Annotated in this window: 16 protein-coding genes; 3 read left to right on the top strand and 13 right to left on the bottom strand. The window is 44.1% G+C overall.

The features are described from left to right. Nucleotides 1–16: 16 nt before the first annotated feature. The 4 genes from IEY42_RS04270 to dapA form a co-directional block, all read right to left on the bottom strand. Complete coding sequence (locus IEY42_RS04270; protein ID WP_188924105.1) at nt 17–3112, bottom strand: efflux RND transporter permease subunit; 3096 nt, start codon at nt 3110–3112, stop codon at nt 17–19. Next, nucleotides 3109–4191: an efflux RND transporter periplasmic adaptor subunit gene (locus IEY42_RS04265; protein ID WP_188924104.1), complete on the bottom strand. Its 1083-nt coding sequence runs from the start codon at nt 4189–4191 to the stop codon at nt 3109–3111. Before IEY42_RS04265 ends, IEY42_RS04270 begins: the two co-directional genes overlap by 4 nt. A gap of 330 nt (nt 4192–4521) precedes the next feature. Beyond that, a complete protein-coding gene (bamC, locus tag IEY42_RS04260) occupies nt 4522–5676 on the bottom strand; it encodes an NlpB/DapX family lipoprotein (RefSeq protein ID WP_188924103.1) in 1155 nt (384 codons plus the stop codon). A gap of 7 nt (nt 5677–5683) precedes the next feature. Beyond that, nucleotides 5684–6565, bottom strand: coding sequence for a 4-hydroxy-tetrahydrodipicolinate synthase (gene dapA, locus IEY42_RS04255; RefSeq protein ID WP_188924102.1), 882 nt, complete (start codon nt 6563–6565; stop codon nt 5684–5686). Nucleotides 6566–6847: 282 nt separating this feature from the next. On the opposite strand from dapA, the gene IEY42_RS04250 reads away from it, so the two are divergent. Together IEY42_RS04250 and bcp are read left to right on the top strand one after the other, a co-directional pair. Further along, on the top strand, nt 6848–7384 hold the full coding sequence (locus IEY42_RS04250) for a glycine cleavage system transcriptional repressor (RefSeq protein WP_188924101.1): 537 nt from the start codon (nt 6848–6850) through the stop codon (nt 7382–7384). 77 nt (nt 7385–7461) lie between these two features. After that, a complete protein-coding gene (bcp, locus tag IEY42_RS04245) occupies nt 7462–7929 on the top strand; it encodes a thioredoxin-dependent thiol peroxidase (RefSeq protein ID WP_188924100.1) in 468 nt (155 codons plus the stop codon). A 91-nt stretch (nt 7930–8020) separates the two neighbouring features. Here the strand turns inward: bcp and IEY42_RS04240 are convergent, their stop codons facing one another. The 6 genes from IEY42_RS04240 to IEY42_RS04215 all read right to left on the bottom strand — a co-directional run bounded on the left by IEY42_RS04240 (nt 8021) and on the right by IEY42_RS04215 (nt 17341). Continuing rightward, on the bottom strand, nt 8021–10201 hold the full coding sequence (locus IEY42_RS04240) for a cation:proton antiporter (RefSeq protein ID WP_188924099.1): 2181 nt from the start codon (nt 10199–10201) through the stop codon (nt 8021–8023). Between the two features lie 430 nt (nt 10202–10631). Continuing rightward, a complete protein-coding gene (gene prpF / locus IEY42_RS04235) occupies nt 10632–11801 on the bottom strand; it encodes a 2-methylaconitate cis-trans isomerase PrpF (RefSeq protein WP_188924098.1) in 1170 nt (389 codons plus the stop codon). A 74-nt stretch (nt 11802–11875) separates the two neighbouring features. Beyond that, complete coding sequence (acnD, locus tag IEY42_RS04230; RefSeq protein ID WP_188924097.1) at nt 11876–14470, bottom strand: Fe/S-dependent 2-methylisocitrate dehydratase AcnD; 2595 nt, start codon at nt 14468–14470, stop codon at nt 11876–11878. Between the two features lie 79 nt (nt 14471–14549). Next, a complete protein-coding gene (gene prpC / locus IEY42_RS04225; RefSeq protein ID WP_188924096.1) occupies nt 14550–15674 on the bottom strand; it encodes a bifunctional 2-methylcitrate synthase/citrate synthase in 1125 nt (374 codons plus the stop codon). A gap of 89 nt (nt 15675–15763) precedes the next feature. Continuing rightward, nucleotides 15764–16642 carry a methylisocitrate lyase gene (gene prpB / locus IEY42_RS04220; protein WP_188924095.1) on the bottom strand — a complete coding sequence of 293 codons (879 nt, stop codon included), beginning with the start codon at nt 16640–16642 and terminating at the stop codon, nt 15764–15766. A gap of 54 nt (nt 16643–16696) precedes the next feature. Beyond that, complete coding sequence (locus IEY42_RS04215; protein WP_188924094.1) at nt 16697–17341, bottom strand: GntR family transcriptional regulator; 645 nt, start codon at nt 17339–17341, stop codon at nt 16697–16699. Between the two features lie 230 nt (nt 17342–17571). Here IEY42_RS04215 and IEY42_RS04210 point away from each other — a divergent pair, with 230 nt between their 5' ends. Continuing rightward, nucleotides 17572–18471, top strand: a complete 900-nt coding sequence (locus IEY42_RS04210; protein WP_188924093.1) for a LysR family transcriptional regulator — start codon at nt 17572–17574, stop codon at nt 18469–18471. Between the two features lie 118 nt (nt 18472–18589). Here IEY42_RS04210 and IEY42_RS04205 read toward each other — a convergent pair whose 3' ends face one another. From IEY42_RS04205 to IEY42_RS04195, 3 genes are read right to left on the bottom strand one after another with little or no spacing between them, the layout of a single operon-like run. Continuing rightward, complete coding sequence (locus IEY42_RS04205) at nt 18590–19153, bottom strand: LutC/YkgG family protein (RefSeq protein ID WP_188924092.1); 564 nt, start codon at nt 19151–19153, stop codon at nt 18590–18592. 1 nt (nt 19154) lies between these two features. Beyond that, nucleotides 19155–20543, bottom strand: coding sequence for a lactate utilization protein B (locus IEY42_RS04200; RefSeq protein WP_188924091.1), 1389 nt, complete (start codon nt 20541–20543; stop codon nt 19155–19157). Nucleotides 20544–20551: 8 nt separating this feature from the next. Beyond that, on the bottom strand, nt 20552–21298 hold the full coding sequence (locus IEY42_RS04195; protein ID WP_188924090.1) for a (Fe-S)-binding protein: 747 nt from the start codon (nt 21296–21298) through the stop codon (nt 20552–20554). Nucleotides 21299–21578 lie beyond the last annotated feature (280 nt).

Below are 21578 nucleotides of genomic sequence, written 5' to 3'. Positions count from 1 at the left end.
TGCTTGCGAGCCGCTATTAGTCTTCTTTTAATTCGATTTCTAACTGCTTAGCCACCGCTTCTGGCGAGCTGCTATTACGGGCAAAGAGACTGTATGCCACCGGAATAACAATCAAGGTAAAGAAGGTTGCCAATAAAATACCCGACAACACCACCACACCAATCACAAAGCGAGTTTCAGCCCCTGCACCAGAGGCTATCACTAACGGAATAGCGCCGGCTGCAGTGGTGATACCTGTCATTAAAATAGGCCTTAAGCGCTGAGAAGAAGCCTGCAAAATGGCTTGTTGAAACTCAACTCCGCGGTCACGGAGCTGATTAGAGAACTCCACAATCAAAATACCGTTTTTAGCCGCCAGCCCCACCAACATGATGATACCAATTTGGCTATAAATGTTGATACTTTGGCCAGTCACCCACAATCCGATTAACGCACCTAAAGTTGCCAATGGCACCGTAAGCATAATCACCATCGGGTGAATAAAGCTTTCAAACTGCGCTGCTAACACTAAAAACACAATGCCCAGCGCCAGCAAAAACACAAAGTTCATCGAGTTACCAGATTCTTGATAATCCAATGACGGCCCTTTGTAACTAATCACGGCTTCAGCAGGTAAATAAGTGCTGGCTAAGTTATTTAGATAATCAAGCGCTTCACCTAGGCTGTAATCATGAGCGAGGTTAGCCTCTAGGGTAATCGAGCGCATGCGATTATAACGATTAAGCGAACTGGCATCGGCAAACTCTTCAATCGTGACTAAGTTTGATAATGGTATTAGCTCTTGTGAGCGGTCAGAGCGCACATAGATGTTTTCCATATCAGTGGCCGTATTTTGATTATCGCGGTTACCTTCAACGATCACGTCATACTCTTCGCCATCACGCATAAAGGTAGTGACCAGGCGTGAGCCTAACATTGACTCTAAAGTACGCCCAAGATGCGAAATAGACACCCCTAAATCGGCGGCGCGATCACGGTCAATGATCACTCTTAATTGCGGTTTAGTTTCTTGATAGTCATGATCTAAGCCAATGATATTTTGATTGTCTTTGGCTTTCTCAAGCATGGTGTCTCGCCAATCGGCGAGTTCTTCATAACTTGGGCCACCAATGACAAACTGTACTGGTTTACCGACGCCACGACCAAAAGCTTGTCGCATGATGGGGAACGCTCTTATACCAGCCAAATCTGCTAAACGAGCGCGTATATCAACAATAATCTCATTGGCACTACGGCGTTCAGCCCAATCCTCTAATACAATGATAGCCATACCTTTGGAGAAATCAGCTCCTGCACCAAAACCTCGTGGTGCACGAATAAGTAAACGTTTAATATCACCGGCTTCAACCAATGGCATTAAGCGCCCTTCCACTTCATCCATGTACTTTTCAATGTACTCAAAACTGGCGCCTTGCGGACCATTAACAATCAAAAACATTGAACCACGGTCTTCTTGAGGAGCAAATTCTTGCGGCACTTTATTGAGCAAATAGCCACTTAAACCAAACGCAATTAGCACCACGAGCGACACCATAACAGGACGCTTCATCCCAGTATTAAGTGTAACCAGATACCAGTCAGATAACTTGTTCATCATCTTATCGACTTGCTTAACGAGCCATGGGTCTTGATCGGCCGGTTTAAGTAGTTTAGAGCACATCATTGGAGTCAGCGTTAACGCAACAATACTTGAAAATATCACCGCGGCGCTCATGGTCACCGCAAACTCTTTAAATAGCTTACCTAAATCGCCTTCTAGGAAGGTAATAGGCATAAAGACCGCTACCAGTACCAATGTGGTTGCTACGACGGCAAAGGCGACTTCTCGGGCACCTAAGAAAGCCGCTTTTAATGGCGAGTCACCTTCTTCGATACGACGGTGAATGTTTTCTAACATCACAATCGCGTCATCAACCACCATACCAATGGCTAAAATCATTGCCAGTAAGGTCAGTAAGTTAATGGTATAACCTAAGGCATAAAGCACAATAAAGGTGGCTAATAACGACACAGGTACCGTGATTGCCGGAATTAACATTGCCCTAACTGAGCCTAAAAACAGGTAAATCACAATAATGACCAATACCATGGCGATAAATAGGGTTTGGTACACTTCATCAATCGAGGCTTCAATAAATACCGAGCTGTCGTATGAACGTTTAATTTCCATACCCGCTGGTAATGTTGGGTTTAATTGATCAACCAAGGCATTAGCAGCACGGGCAACTTCAAGTGTATTCGCCGTTGATTGCTTGCTTACACCAAGGCCAATCATCGATTCTTTGTTGCCTCTAAAGATAATCCGCTCTTCTTCTGAGCCAATTTCAACTTTGGCAACATCTGCAAGTTTGACTAAGTAACCATCATCACCTTGAGTGATCACCAAGTTAGAAAAATCTTCTGCTGTTTTGAACACCCGATCTAAACGAACGGTAAAGTGACGGTCTTTAGATTCAATTGAGCCTGCGGGTAATTCAACGTTTTCAGAGCGTAATGCATCTTCAACATCAGACACGGTTAGATTGCGTGAAGCAAGAGCTTGACGGTCAATCCATATCCGTAAAGCATAAACCTTGCCACCGCCTAAACGCAGCGTTGATACCCCGTCAATCACCGAAAAACGGTCAACTAAGTAACGGTTAGCATAATCCGTTAACTCTAGTATATCCATTTGATCAGAGACCAAATTTAACCACATGATAACTTCATCACTACCGTTAGCTTTGTAAATAGACGGTGAATCGGCTTCTTCTGGTAATTGTTCTAATAACCCCGAAATTCTGTCTCGTACATCGTTGGTCGCGGCTTCAATATCACGATTAATATCAAACTCAATCGTCACGTTTGAGCGGCCATCGCTACTTGATGAACTGATTTGACGAATACCTTCAACACCACTGATTTTATCTTCAATCAGCTGGGTAATACGGCTTTCTACCACTGAAGCACTTGCTCCACGGTAACTGGTTTCAACCGAAACAATCGGTGGGTCGATATTGGGGTATTCGCGCAGCGGCAACTTACCAAACGACACTAAGCCCAATACAATTAATAAAATACTGATTACAGATGCAAAAACTGGCCGTTTGACAGATAAGTCAGTTAATATCATGCTGCCTTCTCCGTATCTTCGACTTGGGCAAATTTAAAGTTTTCTGCTTGTTGGACTTTTACTTCATCACCTGGACGTACTTTTAAAATACCGCGAATAATCACTTGCTGACCAATATCGAGTCCTTCAGTAATTTCAGCCCAACCTCTTGAGCGGATCCCTAATGTCACTTGCTGTTGAACCACTTTATTGTCTGCACCAACGATATAAACAAAATGTTTACTTTGAATAGGAATAATGGCCGCTTCAGGTAATAAAAGTGCTTCGCGACTTTGTTTAATCAGCTTTACTTTCATTAGCATACCTGGCAGTAGGCTAAGGTCTGAGTTTGGCATCACCGCACGAACAATCACCGCACGGGTTTGAGGATTAACTCGGCTGTCTATCGAAGTCACAACCCCTTTGAATATACGATCAGGATAAGCAACTGCGCGTGCTTCCACCAATTTGCCTGGTTGTAACTCTTGAATAAACCGTTCAGGTACTGAGAAGTCTAATTTGATTTTACTGACATCATCTAAGGTGCTTATTTGCTCGCCTGGGGTGACTAAACTGCCCATACTAACCTGACGTAAACCAAGACGCCCTGCAAAAGGCGCTGAAATAACCCGATCGTTTAAGGCCGCTTTAGCTTGCGCAACTTCAGCACGGGTGGTGTCAATAAGGCTTTGTAAACGGTCACGCTCTAATTCTGCAATGGTTTTACTGCTTACCAGTGAACGAATACGCTCAAGTTCACGTAAGTTTTCCGTTAATTTAACTTCTGCCGCAACCACTTTGGCTTTTTGTTCATCGCTACGTAACCGCACTAACACGGCACCTTTTTTAACGATGTCACCATCATCAAAATTAATTTCATTCACGATTTCAGAGACTTTAGATGTCACGATAATCGATTCATATGCTCTGCCGGTACCTAGTGCTTCAACTTCATCACGGATCGGCATCACTTCAACTTTTGCCACCACCACGTTTGGTATTGGTCTTGGTCGTTGAGTTTGAGTCTTTTGAGGCACAAATGAGTTGTAACCTAACACCGCAATGACCACTATGGCGATCAGTAAGAGTATTTTTTTCATTGTTTGTCCGTAACCATCCAGGAAAATGAATATTTATTATTAATAACAGAGATTGTACTCAGCAAACCGCTTGCTTCAAGGCGTTTTACTTACGCCAACATATTACGCATTTACGTTAAAAGTGGTTTACCATGACAACTTATGCAACAAACATACAATTTACGCAACAATATCGCATAAATGTTGCATAAAAACGCATAACACTTAATTTAACACTCATCATCACAGGTTAACTTGTTACAAATAGCTTACAATCGACACATATTGTGACAATTAGCTTAAAAAAAAAGACGCATAAATGCGTCTTTTTTAATCAGCAGATTAAATCACTTAGGGTCTTTCACCACGTTCTTCACGTTGCACCGGTGCTTGTTGTTGTGAATTTTCAGAGATTTTACGATCTTCTTGCATTAAGTCTGAAAGCACTTGATACACTTCGGTGATCGCTTCATTGTCTAAATCATTATCTTCTACATCGTGTAGTAAGATTTTTGTTTGCTCTGGGTTATCAGTCTCTTCAAGCAATAAACGATAATTACCCTTTTTCAATGTGAGCTTTTCTTCAGCCCATAACGAACTCCAGAAACCACCACTCTCTTCTAAACTGATGAAGAACAAGCCTTTGCTGGTATCCATATCAACCACATCAAAGCCCATTTCTGGCAACACTAAACGTAAACGATTCCAAACAGAATTGTAATTCGCATCCGCTAACCAATATGCTGGATCATCAACACCGCCAGTGATTAAATCAACTTTAATCCCTAGACTTTGTTTAATACGTGCAGCACGGATTGCTCTGTCACGCGCAATGCTCATATAACTAATGGCATTGTTAAGCATGTCAGTGGTGTAACGACGTTTATCGTCACCGCTCAGTAAAATCTTTTGATCTTCGCCGTTATAGAACTCTTCATGTTCGAGCAAATTAATCATGACACTGCCAGAACGACCGTGCGATTTAACATCAATGTTATAGCTATAACGCTGACGCAGCGTATACACTTTGTCGCTGCCCCACCAATTTGATTCGATCACTTCTTGGTGCTCAATCCAATCAGTTTCAATCACACCTGATGCGTAATCTTCAGCACGAATAACCATATTGTTCTTCGATAAGTAGCCTTTGATAACATCAAAGACTTCCTGTTTTAGATCTGTGGTACTTTCGATTGAATCAATCACAACACGGATGTTGTCACTGCTTTCTTCGATATGAGTACCTTCAGCCATTGGCAATACTTGCAGTGGTGCACGGATATCAAGTTTTTTACCAATTAACGATTTATCTGACTTAGTACCCACAGAAGGAATATCATACTCTTTGCTGTAAGTAGGCGCATTTAATCCTTCAGGGATCGATAATATTGGTGTAGTTTCGGCATTGATAAAATCGTCAGTACCATTAGCCTGACGACGCTCAATTGGGGTACTGCAAGCTGAAACAGCTGCAACAAGAAGTAACGGAGTGACTTTCTTTAACATGAATTTATTATACCTTTATCTGGGCTTGTTTCATTGTTTCTATTAACAGACCATGAAACTGCTCAGAAAGTTCAGTTAAAGGCAAACGAATATGTCCATGAGAGATTAAGCCCATGTGGTGAACTGCCCATTTCACAGGGATTGGGTTAGCTTCACAAAATAACGAACTGTATAAGCCCATTAGCGGCTCATCGATCGATTTAGCTAATTGGGCATCTTTGGCTAATGCGGCATCACACATGGCTTTAAACGCACGTGGAACCACATTGTTTGCCACCGAAATAACACCATTACCACCCAAGAGTAAAAACTCACGAGCAGAGCCATCATCGCCGCTGTAAAGTAAAAAGTCTTCGCCACATAATTCACGTAAACGTGCAACACGGCTTACATCGCCAGTGGCTTCTTTTACGCCAATAATGTTACTTACGCCTGCTAATTCAGCCACGGTTTCTGGTTTCATGTCCACGGCAGTACGCCCTGGTACATTGTATAAAATCTGCGGAATATCAGTACACGCAGCCACGGCCTTGTAATGGGCAATTAATCCCTTAGGCGTCGGCTTATTGTAATATGGGGTTACACCGAGCATTGCAGCAACACCGGTATCTTGCAGAGACTTTGTTAATTCAATGGCTTCAGCGGTCGCGTTAGCGCCGTTACCGCCAATCACAGGAACTCTACCTGAGGCAAATTTAACGGTTTGAGCCACAACAGCAGCATGCTCTTTCATTGGCAACGTCGCCGACTCACCGGTCGTACCGACTGCCACAATGGCATCTGTGCCTTCTTCGATATGAAACTCAACAAGCCGTTCAAGGCTTGCATAATCTATTGTGCCATCACTATTCATTGGTGTGATTAAGGCTACGATGCTTCCGTTTATCATCTATCTTCCCCAAGTTTTCAGGATTCGCTATGTTACTGATGCCAACCACTAATGACAAGCACTACGGCAAGCAATCTCCGAAATAACTCACTTCAATTCTTTATACTGGTATAACCTAGCATTTTTCAAGCTATTCCAGTAAAAAATAATCGTATTAATGTGACCGATATGAGTTAGTATCTTGAGGTGTTTTGCGGTTAAATGTTAGCATTAGCTCCCGCATATAAACGCAGAGCTTAAGTAGGCGTTTTCGCAACAAGATATCGACAGTGAGGAAAATCCATGACCAACTACCTGGTCGTTACGGCAATGGGCGCTGACCGTCCTGGTTTAGTGAGTCGTTTAGCGCGTTTAGCTAGTGAGTGTGAGTGCGATATCGTCGACAGTCGTATGGCGTTATTTGGTAATGAATTTACCTTAATAATGATGATATCTGGCTCATGGACAGCCATCACTAAAATTGAAAGTTTATTACCGAGTTTAAGTGTTGAACTTGAACTCATGACAGTAATGAAGCGCACCTCTAAACACACGCCTAAAAACTTTATTTCGCGGATAGAAGTCATTTTCAACGGTGAAGACCAACGTGGGTCGATGAAAATCATTACCCAATTCTTAGCCGATAAAGGCTTAGATCTCGCCGCAGTACGCTCGCATGCCGACGATAACGACAATCTCAAAACGCAATCCATTTTGTTGGCAATCAATATTCCAGACAAAGTCAACTTACTCACACTTGAAAATAGTATCCATGAGCTGGCTGAGTCAATGTCTTTAGAGTGCACCATTAAACGAATGCAAGGCATTGCAGCGCCTTAGCAGTCAGGTTCAGCTTGAGTTGAACCTCACTCGCCATTGGATCGTATTATCTGCAAATGACCTGATAAGGAAAAATCATGAACACCCTAAACGTGGGCGACATCGCTCCTAATTTTAGTTTGCAAAACCAAGCGGGTGAAACCGTATCATTACAACAAGCATTAACCAACGGACCTGTACTGGTGTATTTTTACCCCAAAGCCTCTACCCCAGGCTGTACAGTACAAGCTCAAGGCTTACGTGACATCAAAGCTCAACTTGATGGGTTAAACGTTACCGTGTTTGGTATTAGTCCAGATCCAGTGGCAAAATTGGCCAAGTTTGCTGACAAACAAGCGCTCAACTTCACCTTACTCAGTGATGAAGACCACGCTGTAGCAGATGCTTTTGGCGTATGGGGCGAGAAAAAGTTTATGGGTAGAATATTTGATGGAATACATCGCTTAAGCTTTATTGTGGGCATTGATGGTAAAATTAGCCATGTGCTGAATAAATTTAAAACCAAAAACCATCACGAAGTCGTGCTTACAACGTTAGCTGAATAGTTATCTGTACTGTACGAACTTCTAATCGTATAAAACCCAATAAAAAAGGTTTAGCAATGACTGCTAAGCCTTTTTTGTTACCCGCTAACGATTAAACCGTTTTAGGGTCTGTTGATTGTGCAAGCTTATCTTCCTCTGCAGATGACTCAACCTGAGTTGATTCATCAGCACTTTCAGATGTTGCTTGGGCTTGTGCGGCCACTTTTTTCGCTTTTTCTTCTGCGGCCAACTCTTTGGCTAATTCAGCCGCTTCTTTTTTGACTAGTGCAGCTTGTTCTTCAGCAAGCAGTCGCGCTTTTTCTTGCTCTTCAAACTTTGCTAACTCTTCTTCTTTTCGACGTGCTTTTTCAATTGCGCGTTGCTCAGCCTCTTCCGCTTCGCGAATAGCGCGGGCTTCTGCAGCGGCTTTCGCTTCGGCTTCGGCTAATGCTTTTGCTTTACGGTCAGCTTCGTCATCTAATGCGCGCTGAATAACCGCTTGGTCTTGGGCTTCTTGTGGTAACAAGCTTATCAACTCAATCCCAACAGGATAGTCAAATGGCCCCACGCCAGACAAGACTTTCACTTTACCCTCTTTAGTTAGGTACACCAGCGGCATCGCCGTTTCGCCATAGCGCTTTTTAAAGTGCTCATAGGTAAAATTTTCAGTAATGTTGGTGACTTTTAACACCGCGCCTTTAGCCATTAAGCTGGCAATTTTTGCATATGAAATATTTTCACCAAACAAACACAAGCGCTTTAAATACGACTCAGACAACTGATGACGGGCACTGCCGCTGTCGGCGTTGTTTAAGCCATAAACCTTTTCAACCCCAAGTAAGTCCTGGAAATAGAAGGTCACTAATGGGTTTAACTGGCGATAAGGTGACATCACTAGCACACGGCCTACACCACTTAAGTCCATGTAGGTTTCAGCATGTTCAGATGCAGGATTACCAAAGTACACCGGAATGTTTTCCATACGCGCCTGGCGAATACTGTCCCAGTTGTTATCAGCTAACAACACCTTAATGTTTTTAGACATAAGGACTTTGGCCAGTTCACGTGAAAAATTAGACGCACCAAAAATTAATAACCCCTGGTTTGAACCTTCTTTTACGCCTAAATATTTTGCCCAACGTCCAGCCGTTAAACTTTGAATAACAACCGTACCAATAATAATTAAAAACACTAATGGTACGATTGAACTGGCGCCTTCTAAGCCGACTTCTTCTAGCTTAATCGCAAATAATGATGAAATCGCTGCCGCAACAATACCGCGTGGTGCAACCCAGCTTAAAAACCATTTTTCTTTTGACGATAAATTAGTCCCAAGCCCCGATATCCAAATGCTTAATGGCCTCGCCACAAACATCACCACTAATAACACAGCAAAACCACCAAAACCTAGCTCGAGCATGGCGCCAGAATCTAATCGCGCCGCCAGTAAAATAAACAGTGCCGAGATCAGCAATACGGTAAGGGTTTCTTTAAATTCTAAAATATCGGCAATATCTACGCCGCGCATGTTAGCCAGTAAAATACCCATCACAGTTACAGTTAATAAACCTGACTCATGCTGCACTAAGTTAGAACCAACAAACACCCCTAGCATAATGGTTAATACTGCGGTATTGAGTAAGTAATGTGGGAATAAGTTTTTACGGATAGCCAAACCCGTTAAATACCCTGCAACAGAACCTAAACCAAAACCAATGACTAAGGTTAAGCCAAGGGCATGCAATACATGGGTCGTCGGATCATTCGATACCGCAATATACTCAAACACCAAAACCGCCATTAGGGCGCCAATGGGGTCAATCACAATCCCTTCCCAACGCAGAATACTGGCCAGGTTAGATTTGGGTTGAACAGTACGTAGCATAGGCACAATTACAGTGGGGCCAGTGACCACCACTAGGGCGCCAAATAATGCGGCAATACTCCAATCAAAGCCCATTAAAAAATGCGCAGCAGGCACAATCACTAACCAGGTGATTAATGCACCGATACTCACAAGGTTGGTGACCATGCGGCCATGATCTTTAATTTCTTTAAAGTTAAGTGTGAGTGCACCTTCAAAAAGGATGACAGCAACACCTAAGGAAATTATCGGAAACAGCAAATCACCGAAAATCTCATCGGGATCTAAAATGCCTAGGCCCGGGCCTAACAGTAAACCGCACAATAACAGTGGTAAAATAGCTGGTAATCGTAACTTCCAACCAAGCCATTGACACAAAAGCGACAGCACACCGATTAACGCCAGCATACCTGTAATGTGTTCAACCATATTTGATTCCTTTTTTAATAACACTGCAATAAGTAGCCACTGTTGCAATGTGCTTCACGATAATACGTGAACTGTTTTCTCTATCTGGCTTGATGTTTTATTACCTTAGCCAATCAAGGTAAATGTAATATCGTCGACAATCGCTTTTGTCAGCAGCATTGATTATTTTTTATTAAATGACACCCTTAAAATCCAAAAATGCGTGATGGGCTATAAGAATTTCAGCATATAACATACTAATTTTACTACATGATCAAGCATTATTTAACAGATGTCACATTTGTCATAAACCACAAATTCAGCCAATAAGCGTATAATTTAATTATTATATTTTTATGTATATGACACTTTTATTTTGAGTTAACCCAATAAAAAAACCTTGGTAAAACCAAGGCTTTTTATTAATTTACATCGCTTTATTTTCTCAAGCTTACTGCGGCACGCGTACCTTTCCTTCCATTAATACTCGTGCACTGCGGCTCATAATGGCTTTCTTTACCTGCCATTGACCTTGCACTAATTCAGCTTCAGCTCCCACTCTCAGCGTGCCTGAAGGATGGCCAAAGCGCACAGCACTGCGTTCACCACCACCAGCAGCTAAATTAACTAAGGTGCCAGGAATAGCTGCTGCTGTGCCAATAGCCACAGCTGCGGTACCCATCATCGCATGATGTAATTTACCCATCGACAATGCACGTACTACTAAGTCGATGTCAGCAGTGGTTACGGATTTACCACTTGATGATACATACTCAGTGGCCGGTGCGACAAAAGCCACTTTTGGCGTATGTTGACGCGCGGCGGCTTCATCAATGTGCTTAATGAGTCCCATTTTAACCGCACCATAGGCGCGAATGGTTTCAAACATGGTTAAGGCTTTGTCATCATTATTAATGTCATCTTGCAGCTCTGTGCCAACATAATTGATGTCTGCTGCATTAATAAAAATGGTCGGAATGCCTGCGTTAATCATGGTGGCGTTAAAGCTACCCACACCTGGCACCTCTAGTACATCAACCACATTACCCGTTGGGAACATCGCGCCATCGCCGTCAGCAGGGTCTAAAAACTCCACTTGCACTTCAGCGGCCGGAAAGGTCACTCCATCCAGCTCAAAGTCGCCTGTTTCTTGCACTTCACCGTCAGTGATGGGCACATGGGCAATAATGGTTTTTTGGATATTGGCTTGCCAAATTCGCACCACTGCGGTGCCATTTTGCAGCACACGGCTTGGGTCAATTAAGCCGTTGCTGATGGCGAACGATCCCACTGCTGCAGTTAAATTACCGCAGTTACCGCTCCAATCAACAAAGGGTTTATCAATGGCAACTTGGCCAAACAGATAATCAACATCGTGATCGGCTTGAGTGCTTTTTGATAAAATCACGGTTTTGCTGGTACTCGAGGTTGCCCCGCCCATACCATCGGTGTGCTTGGCATAAGGGTCTGGGCTACCAATGACGCGCAATAACAAGGCATCACGCTCAGGGCCAACAACCTGGGCGGCTTGAGGTAAATCCGTTAAACTGAAAAATACCCCTTTACTGGTACCGCCGCGCATATAAGTGGCGGGGATTCTAATTTGTGGTAAATGAGCCATGACAACATCCTACATTTAAATAAGAAATCGGCAGCCTGATCACACACTGCCGATATAACGAAATGCTACGTTAACTAGCTAGCCGCTTCGTTGGCTAAAAAGTCTTGAGCAAAGCGTTGCAGTACGCCGCCCGCCTCATAGATAGAACACTCTTCAGCGGTATCTAAACGGCACTTAACCGGAATCGTCACTTGTTCACCATTAAGACGCGTCATGACAACAGACATCATGGCTCCCGGTTGACGGTTACCAACCACATCATAGGTTTCTGTGCCGTTAATCTCATAGGTATGGCGGTTCTCACCTTTTATAAATTCAAGCGGTAACACGCCCATGCCCACTAAGTTTGTGCGGTGGATACGCTCAAAGCCTTCGGCGACAATGACTTCAACACCAGCAAGACGTACGCCTTTTGCAGCCCAGTCGCGTGACGAGCCCTGACCATAATCAGCACCCGCAATAATAATCAGTGGCTGTTTACGCTCCATGTAGGTTTCAATGGCTTCCCACATGCGGGTAACCTGGCCTTCTGGCTCAATACGGGCTAACGAGCCCTGACGCACATTGCCGTTTTCCTGCACCATTTCGTTATACAGTTTCGGGTTAGCGAATGTCGCACGCTGCGCCGTTAAGTGATCACCGCGGTGAGTAGCATAAGAGTTAAAGTCTTCTTCTGGTAAGCCCATTTTATGCAAATAGGCACCTGCGGCACTGTCGAGCATAATCGCGTTCGATGGTGATAAATGGTCGGTGGTAATGTTATCACCTAATACCGCTAACGGACGCATGCCCTTCATAGTGCGTTCACCCGCTAATGCGCCTTCCCAATAAGGTGGGCGACGAATATAGGTACTTTGTGGACGCCAATCATATTGGGGATTTACATGATTACCATATTCAACTTTTATGTCGAACATAGGCTCATACACTTTACGGAACTGCTCTGGCTTAACACTGGCTTTGACAACTGCATCAATTTCTTCATCAGTTGGCCAAATGTCTTTTAACGTCACTTCGTTGCCGTCTTTATCGATACCTAACACATCTTTTTCAATATCAAAACGAATGGTACCGGCAATGGCATAGGCAATGACCAATGGCGGTGAAGCCAAGAATGCCTGTTTAGCATAAGGATGAATTCGCCCGTCAAAGTTACGGTTACCCGACAATACGGCTGTGGCGTATAAATCACGGTCTATCACTTCTTGTTGAATCACCGGATCCAGTGCGCCGCTCATGCCATTACAGGTAGTACAGGCAAAACCAACAATGCCAAAACCTAAGTTTTCAAGCTCGGGTAACAACCCAGCTTCTTCTAAATACGATTGCACGGCTTTTGAGCCAGGCGCAAGGGATGATTTAACCCAAGGTTTACGTAATAAACCACGGGCATTTGCATTACGGGCTAACAAACCGGCGGCAATCATGTTGCGCGGGTTACTGGTATTGGTACAACTGGTAATGGCAGCAATAATCACCGCACCGTCTGGCATTTTACCTGGCTCGTTTTCAACCACGCCACTGATGCCACGTTCAGCGAGTTCTGACGTTGGTACACGATTGTGCGGATTTGATGGACCAGCAATGTTACGCCCAACGGTAGAGAGGTCGAAATGTAACACACGCTCATATTCAACTTTAGTTAAGGTATCAGCCCATAAGCCAGCTTGTTTAGCATAGGTTTCAACGAGTTTAACTTGCTCGTCATCACGACCAGTAAGCGTTAAGTAATCGATAGTTTGTTGATCGATATAAAACATTGCAGCTGTGGCGCCGTATTCTGGGGTCATGTTGGTAATGGTTGCACGGTCACCTAGGGTTAAATGGGTCGTACCCTCACCAAAAAATTCTAAATATGACGACACCACTTTTTGTGCGCGCAAGTATTCCGTTAACGCGAGTACGATGTCGGTCGCAGTAATACCTGGTTGCGGTCTGCCGGTAATTTCAACGCCTACAATGTCTGGCAAACGCATATACGATGCGCGGCCTAACATAACACTTTCGGCCTCTAACCCGCCGACACCAATGGCGATAACACCTAGCGCATCAACATGCGGAGTGTGGCTGTCGGTGCCGACTAAAGTATCTGGAAATGCCACACCATCAAGGGCATGAACCACAGGCGACATTTTCTCTAGGTTAATTTGATGCATAATGCCGTTACCCGGTTGGATAACATCGACATTTTTAAACGCGGTTTTGGTCCAGTTAATAAAATGGAAACGGTCATCATTACGGCGGTCTTCAATGGCGCGGTTTTTCTCAAACGCGTCTTTTTCAAAACCGGCATGCTCAACAGCTAATGAGTGATCGACAATTAATTGTGTTGGCACGACTGGGTTTACTTTTGACGGGTCACCGCCTTTTTCAGCAATGGCATCACGTAGGCCGGCTAAGTCAACCAACGCGGTTTGACCTAAAATATCGTGACACACTACACGCGCTGGAAACCAGGGAAAATCTAAATCGCGCTTGCGCTCAATTAACTGCTTTAACGAGTCAACGAGCATATCAGGTGAACAACGGCGCACTAAGTTCTCGGCAAACACACGTGAACAATAAGGCAGTTTGGCATAAGCACCAGGCTCAATGGCGTTAACCGCTTCTTGAGTATCAAAATAATCGAGCTTAGTGCCGGGTAAAGATTTACGGTATTGAGTATTCATAACAAGATCCACAGTTAATACAGTTTGGGTGATCGACTATCAAAATCGAAAAAGCCGAACCTAAGGCTCGGCCAGTGGATTAACGTTGGCTAATTGGCACAACTTTACGAGGCTCACTACCGACATAATCAGCGCTTGGGCGGATAATGCGGTTATTTGAGCGCTGTTCCATCACGTGTGCAGCCCAACCGGTTAATCGTGAACACACAAAGATTGGGGTGAACAGTTTTGTTGGAATGCCCATAAAGTGATAAGCCGAGGCATGGAAAAAGTCTGCGTTACAGAATAGCTTTTTGGTGTCCCACATAAACTCTTCACAGGCGACTGAGATGTCGTATAAAGAAGTATCACCGTTTTCATGTGCCAGCTTTTCAGACCAGGCTTTAATAATTACATTACGTGGATCAGACACGCTGTAAATAGCATGACCAAAGCCCATGATTTTTTCTTTACGTTCTAACATGCCTGCCATTTGCGCTTTGGCATCGGCCGGTGAACTGAACTTTTGGATCATGTCCATGGCCGCTTCGTTAGCGCCGCCGTGTAATGGACCGCGTAAAGTACCAATGGCACCAGTGACACATGAATACATATCAGACAAGGTTGATGCACATACTCGAGCAGTAAAGGTTGAGGCGTTAAATTCATGCTCTGCATACAAAATTAACGATACATCCATCACTTTACGGTGTTGAGCTGACGGTGTTTCGCCACGCAGCAGTTTAAGAAAATGTCCGCCGAGCGATTCTTCATCTGTGGTGCAATCAATTTCGACACCGCCATGGCTATAGCGATACCAGTAACACATAATGGCAGGGAATGCCGCAAGCAAACGATTGGCAGCTTTGTGTTGCTGAGTAAAATCAACTTCTGGTTCAAGATTACCTAAAAATGAGCAACCGGTACGCATCACATCCATTGGGTGAGCATCAGCAGGGATCAATTTTAATACCGCTTTTAACGCATCGGGTAAGTCGCGCAGCTCAGTAAGCTCGGCTTTATATTCGTTTAATTGAGCTTGAGTCGGTAATTCGCCATTAAATAATAAGTAGGCGACTTCTTCAAAGGTGGCGTTATCTGCCAAGTCTGACACATCGTAACCGCAATAGGTTAGGCCTGATCCTGATTTACCTACGGTACATAATTTTGTTTCGCCAGCACTTTGACCACGTAATCCTGCGCCTGATAATTTCTTGTCTACCATGATATATCTTCCTTCTTAAGCTTGCTGTGTGCCCCCATCAAGGACACACATATGTAGGGTTTTGAGTCTTGTTGTTTATATTTATACGCTTATTTGTTTTTGCCTTCAGCAAACAAACTGTCTAATTTTTGTTCATAGTCGTGGTAACCCAGGTAATCATAAAGCTCCATGCGCGTTTGCATGCTATCGACTACCGCTTTTTGATCACCATCGGTTAATATGGCGCTGTAGACCATTTCTGCTGCTTTGTTCATGGCTCTAAATGCGCTTAATGGGTATAACACCATTGCCGCGCCCCACTCACCCAACTGCTGTTTATTCCATAATTCGGTTTGACCAAACTCGGTAATGTTAGCCAAAATAGGCACATCTAATGCCTCAGCAAAAGCGCGATAGTGCTCTTCTGTTTTAATGGCTTCAGCAAAAATACCGTCTGCACCGGCTGCTACATAGGCTTTAGCACGTTCAATAGCGGCTTCTAACCCTTCTTGAGCAAATGAGTCGGTACGCGCCATAATGAAAAAGTCTGGGTCAGTGCGCGCATCTACCGCTGCTTTAATGCGGTCGACCATTTCTTCTACTGGCACTATTTCTTTATTAGGACGGTGACCACAACGCTTTTGTGCCACTTGATCTTCCATGTGCACTGCGGCTGCACCGGCTTTTTCCATATCGCGCACGGTTTTAGCAATGTTAAACGCCCCGCCCCAACCCGTATCAATATCGACCAATAAAGGTAAATCACAGGCTGAGGTAATACGTTGTACATCCACCAGCACATCATTAAGTGATGTCATGCCTAAATCTGGTAAACCATACGATGCATTAGCCACACCGCCGCCTGACAAGTAAATGGCTTGATGACCAATTTGTTTAGCCATCATTGCTGAATAAGCATTAATGGTGCCCACAATTTGCAATGGTTTGTTATTAACTAAAGCTTGACGAAATTTTTTCCCTGCGCTCATGCTATTCCCCTTTATACAATGTCGTGAGTGACGTTTTACGCCACATGTCAGCGATTACGATAATTTATGTTCGATACTGTTTTTAGAATATAAAATGTGCCGGCGCATCAGCATTTCAGCTAATTCAGCGTCACGATTTAAAATGGCCTGAACAATGTGCTTGTGTTCATCATAAGCGGTGGTCACACGCGGCCCCGCCATGCCAAGTTGTACGCGATACATGCGCACTAAATGATAAATACCATCAAAGAGCATAGAAATTAGGTGCTTGTTTTTGCTACCTAAAATAATCCGATAATGAAAGTCCACATCACCGGCTTCTTGATAATATGACTCGCCGCCTTTGACCTCATCAAAATGAGATTGTAATAACGCGCCTAAGTCAGCAATTTCTTCATCGGTCATGTTTTTTGCCGCTAACCGAGCGGCCATGCCTTCAAGTGATTCGCGCACTTGATACAACTCTATTAACCCTTGCGGAGATAACGCCACCACCCGAGCCCCGACGTTGGCTTTACGCTCAACAATGTGGCACGACTCTAAGCGATTAATGGCCTCACGGATCACCGCACGACTGACGGCAAACTTTGTCGACAATTCAGTCTCGCTTAACTTTGAACCGGCTTCAATACGACCTTCGACGATGTCGTCGCGTAGTGCTATAAAGGTCTTATCTGCAGCGGTTATCGGTTGGTTCATAGTGATACCTTGAACATATAAATAGAATAATTAACACCAAGTTGTCGACAATATAGCAAGTTTAGAACATAAAACAACCATAAATGCCTACTTATTGTCGACAAAGTGCATTTAATGATGAGATTGACGCTTAACAGGTGTTCGCTCGCATCTCAGATTAACAATGCATGCTAAGATGACGACCAATATCCTGCCTAACAGATCAACCTAGCTAACGACAAGGAATGCGCATGACCCAGTCATCAGGCCCACAATTAGAGCTGATTCATTTATTCATTCATGTGGTTAATGCCGGTGGGTTTTCGCCTGCCGCAACTGCATTACAATTACCCGTCGCGACCGTTAGCCGAAAGATCAGCAAATTAGAACGTAATCTGAATACTCAGCTGATCATGCGCAGCACACGCAAATTACGCTTAACAGAAGAAGGCGGCGCGCTGTTTGACCGTTATCATCACCTCATTGCGCAATTTGACCAGTTATCTGCAACCCATATTAATGAGCAACAGTCGACTTTACGCATCTGTACGCCAATCTCAATTACGTCGATGATCCTGATTGATGCGATAAATGATTTTTCTAAGTTGCATCCACATATACAGCTGCATGTGACGCAAAATAACAGCACCATTGATTTGATTGATGAAGGTGTTGATGTGGCCATTGTCGGTGGTGCTCAACCCGACTCATCCTGGGTGTCTACATCGCTTGGTGTGCTGGACTATGGCTTATACGCCTCTGCCAACTTTGCCGAACAGTTGACCGAGTTACGTCATCCACAACAATTAATTCAGTTCCCTTTGATTAAAGTGTGGCCACTGTTTAATTGGAGCCTTACACATAAAAATGGTCAAGAATTTTACTATGATGGCCCAGCGAAACTGACCTTAGGCGATATTCATGCCGCGGTTAAAGCCACTGTGGCAGATGGTGGGATTTTGTATGGGCCCGCGTTGTTTGTTAAGCCGCAGCTTGAGCAAGGCAAACTGGTTAAAGTATTACCAGATTGGGCTGGAGAGCATCGCAGGATCAGTATTTTATATCATCAACGCCGCCAACAACCGTTAAAAGTAAAACTGTTTATCGAGTTTATTCAACAGCGTTGTGCGACTATTTTTGATTTATTTTAATGCCCCGGCACAAACAGACATATGAGTGTAAAAGTGGTGCAAAGCACTTATCGTGAGTGGCTGATGTTAGTCACCCAACATCAGCTTGCCTTGCACCGATTTATTTACCCGGATAACACTAATACAAATACACCTGCAGGCTGCATGCGCCATGTGCGCCCACAACCAGTGCTTGTTCAATATCAGCCGTTTTAGATGGGCCAGCCACAAACACGCCGAGTGCCCCTTGCGCCAAAGACACCTGATTAACCGCTTGATGCATATTGGCCACCAGAGCCTTTTCAGGCAGGGCTAAAATCAAATTCTCGCAAATAAAAGGGGTCACCCGGTGCTGCGTTTGGCTCACCCAAATTGCCCCGTTTTCAGCAACACCTAACTCCCCCGCTAAAATGGCATAATCAATATCAGCCAGTTCATGAGCTGTACTTGGCACTTGTCGATTACCACTCACCCCTTCAACTAACGACAACACTTGTAAATTTTGCGCCATTAATTCATCGACTTTGGCTTGTAATGCCACCAAACCACCGTATTGATGTAACTCACCTGCTACCGTAGCAAGGCTTGCTGCAAAGGTTTCAACTAATGGCTGAGGTGTCACTTCCACCTCAATGTTGGGCATTGGATGAGCGGTTAATGCTGATTGTGATAACGCTGATAAAATACTGTTTTTACTCGACATATTAACGGCTCCGGTTTTTAGCATACCAACTGGCAAAGCTTGATTCTGGTGCAACAGGCAATTCGCGATATTTACCCCAGGCACCACTGAATGGTTTAAGCAAACTACCGGGTAACACACGCAAAGCCAGTCTTGCCGCAGACATTGATGTATTCATCATGGTGTCACTTGCCATAAAACGGCCCACCAAAGGCATGTAGCCACTTTTGCCATACGGTAAGGCTTTACTTTCGGCTTTAAGACGACGGTGATGGGCAATAATTTTATCTAACGGCACTTTGGTTGGGCACACATAAGTGCAACTACCACATAAGGTGCAGGCCCACGGGATTGAATGGGTTGAATCCTCTTTTGCCCCCACCGCAATACCAATAGGCCCTGGGATGGTGTAGTTATAACTGTAACCACCAGAGCGGCGATAAACCGGACATGTATTTAAACAACCACCGCAGCGGATACATTTTAATGATTCGGCTAATATCTTATCCTTCATCATTTCTGTGCGACCATTATCAACAATAATCACGTGCATCTCGCCGTCTTGTTGCGGACCACGGTAAAATGATGAATAGGTGGTAATCGGTTGCCCTGTCGCATTACGTGCTAAGGTACGCAGCAATATACCTGCGGCATCCATATTCGGCACCACTTTGTCGATACCCATTGAATGCAGTTGCAATTTAGGCAAGTTGGCACCCATATCGGCATTACCTTCGTTAGTGCACACCACAACTGCGCCTTGGTCTGCAATGGCCATATTCACGCCTGTCATCGCAGCGTCGGCCGTTAAAAACTTCTCTCTTAAATGGGCTCGTGCAGCCCGCGTTAAATACAATGGGTCTGACTCGCCCTTTTTAGTGCCCAATTGTTGATGAAACAACTCGCCCACTTCTTGTTTTTTCATGTGAATGGCAGGCACCACAATGTGCGATGGCGGCATGTTAGCTAACTGGATAATCCGTTCACCCAAATCGGTATCCACCACTTCAATACCGTGTTGTTCTAAAAACGGGTTCATGTGACATTCTTCGGTAAGCATCGATTTAGATTTAACTAAGCGTTTAACCTGATGCTTTGCCAATATATTCAATACAATTTGGTTATGCTCTTGGCCATCTTTGGCCCAATGCACCACAATGCCATTGGCTTGGCATTGTTGTTCAAATTGCTGCAGGTAATCAGTAAGGTGGGTTAAAGTATGCAACTTAAGCTCTGAACCGAGTTGTCTTAATTGCTCCCACTCAGGAATACTCGCCGCTGCACGGTCACGCTTTTCACGCAATAGCCATAAGGCTTTTGAGTGCCAATCGACGCGGGTTTCATCACGGCAAAATATATCCGCTTTATGTGCATGCACCTTTGAGCCAGATGCAGAATATAATTCAGTCATGGTGTCTCCTACAGGGCATCGTTAATGACTTGGGCAATATGGCGGGTTTCAATGGGCAGTAATTGGCGGCGGATCATGCCGTCTAAATGCAGTAAACATGAGGGATCAAAACCCACAGCATATTGAGCCCCGGTTGCGGCGTGAGCCTGAGCTTTATCTTTACCCATTTTGGCCGACACGGCGCCCTCATCAACTGCAAATGTTCCGCCAAAGCCGCAACATTCATCAATACGTGCCGGATAAACAATCTCGAGCCCTGCAATCTTGCCTAATACAGCTTCGACTTTATTAAATCGTTGTTTACCCATTTCTTCTGTTGGCGTGGCTAAGTTGAGCATACGGATGCCGTGACAGCTCATTTGCAGGCTTATTTTTTTGTTTATTGGTCGTACAAAGCCATCAATTGGCGCAACATCATGTAAAAACTCGGTCAACTCATACAGTTTACTAATAACTTCTTGAGCCTCCTTACTGCTGTCAAACTCATGAAAGTTTTCTTTGGCTGCAACTAGACAACTCGCAGCAGGACACACAATGGCGTCACACTCAACACCTTTAAAGGCATTAAGCAATTTAAGCGTGGTTTTTTTGGCTTCATCAAAACAACCTGAATTGGTCATTGGCTGGCCACAACAAGTTTGCCCTTGCGGAAAAATGACCTGGTGCCCCAGTTTTTCTAACAAGTTCAAAGTGGCTATCGCAACATCAGGCATCATCTGATTGACTAAACACGGAATAAATAGAGCTATTTTCATAAGGTAGTATGTTCCCCAAACGCGTTATTACTCATTAACGAGGCAAACAGTTTTCACTCAAGTTAATGGCTAACGACTTATCATCGAGCCAACAATGTATGCTTATACCCTTATAAAATGTAGTGCTTATTTAGCAAATATCGCGACAGACTTTTTCATTTTTATGGTGAATAGATCGACAACAATGACATTCTCTGTTCAATTTTCGACCTTTGTTAGACGACACCTGCGACACAATGTCGCAGATAGTGCTTTTATGATTGTAACTTTCTCATCGTTT

It is taken from the genome of Shewanella algicola, assembly GCF_014648035.1.
Taxonomy (GTDB): Bacteria; Pseudomonadota; Gammaproteobacteria; order Enterobacterales; family Shewanellaceae; genus Shewanella; species Shewanella algicola.
Note: the sequence above shows the minus strand (reverse complement) of the source record. Positions and strands in the feature narration are given on the sequence as shown.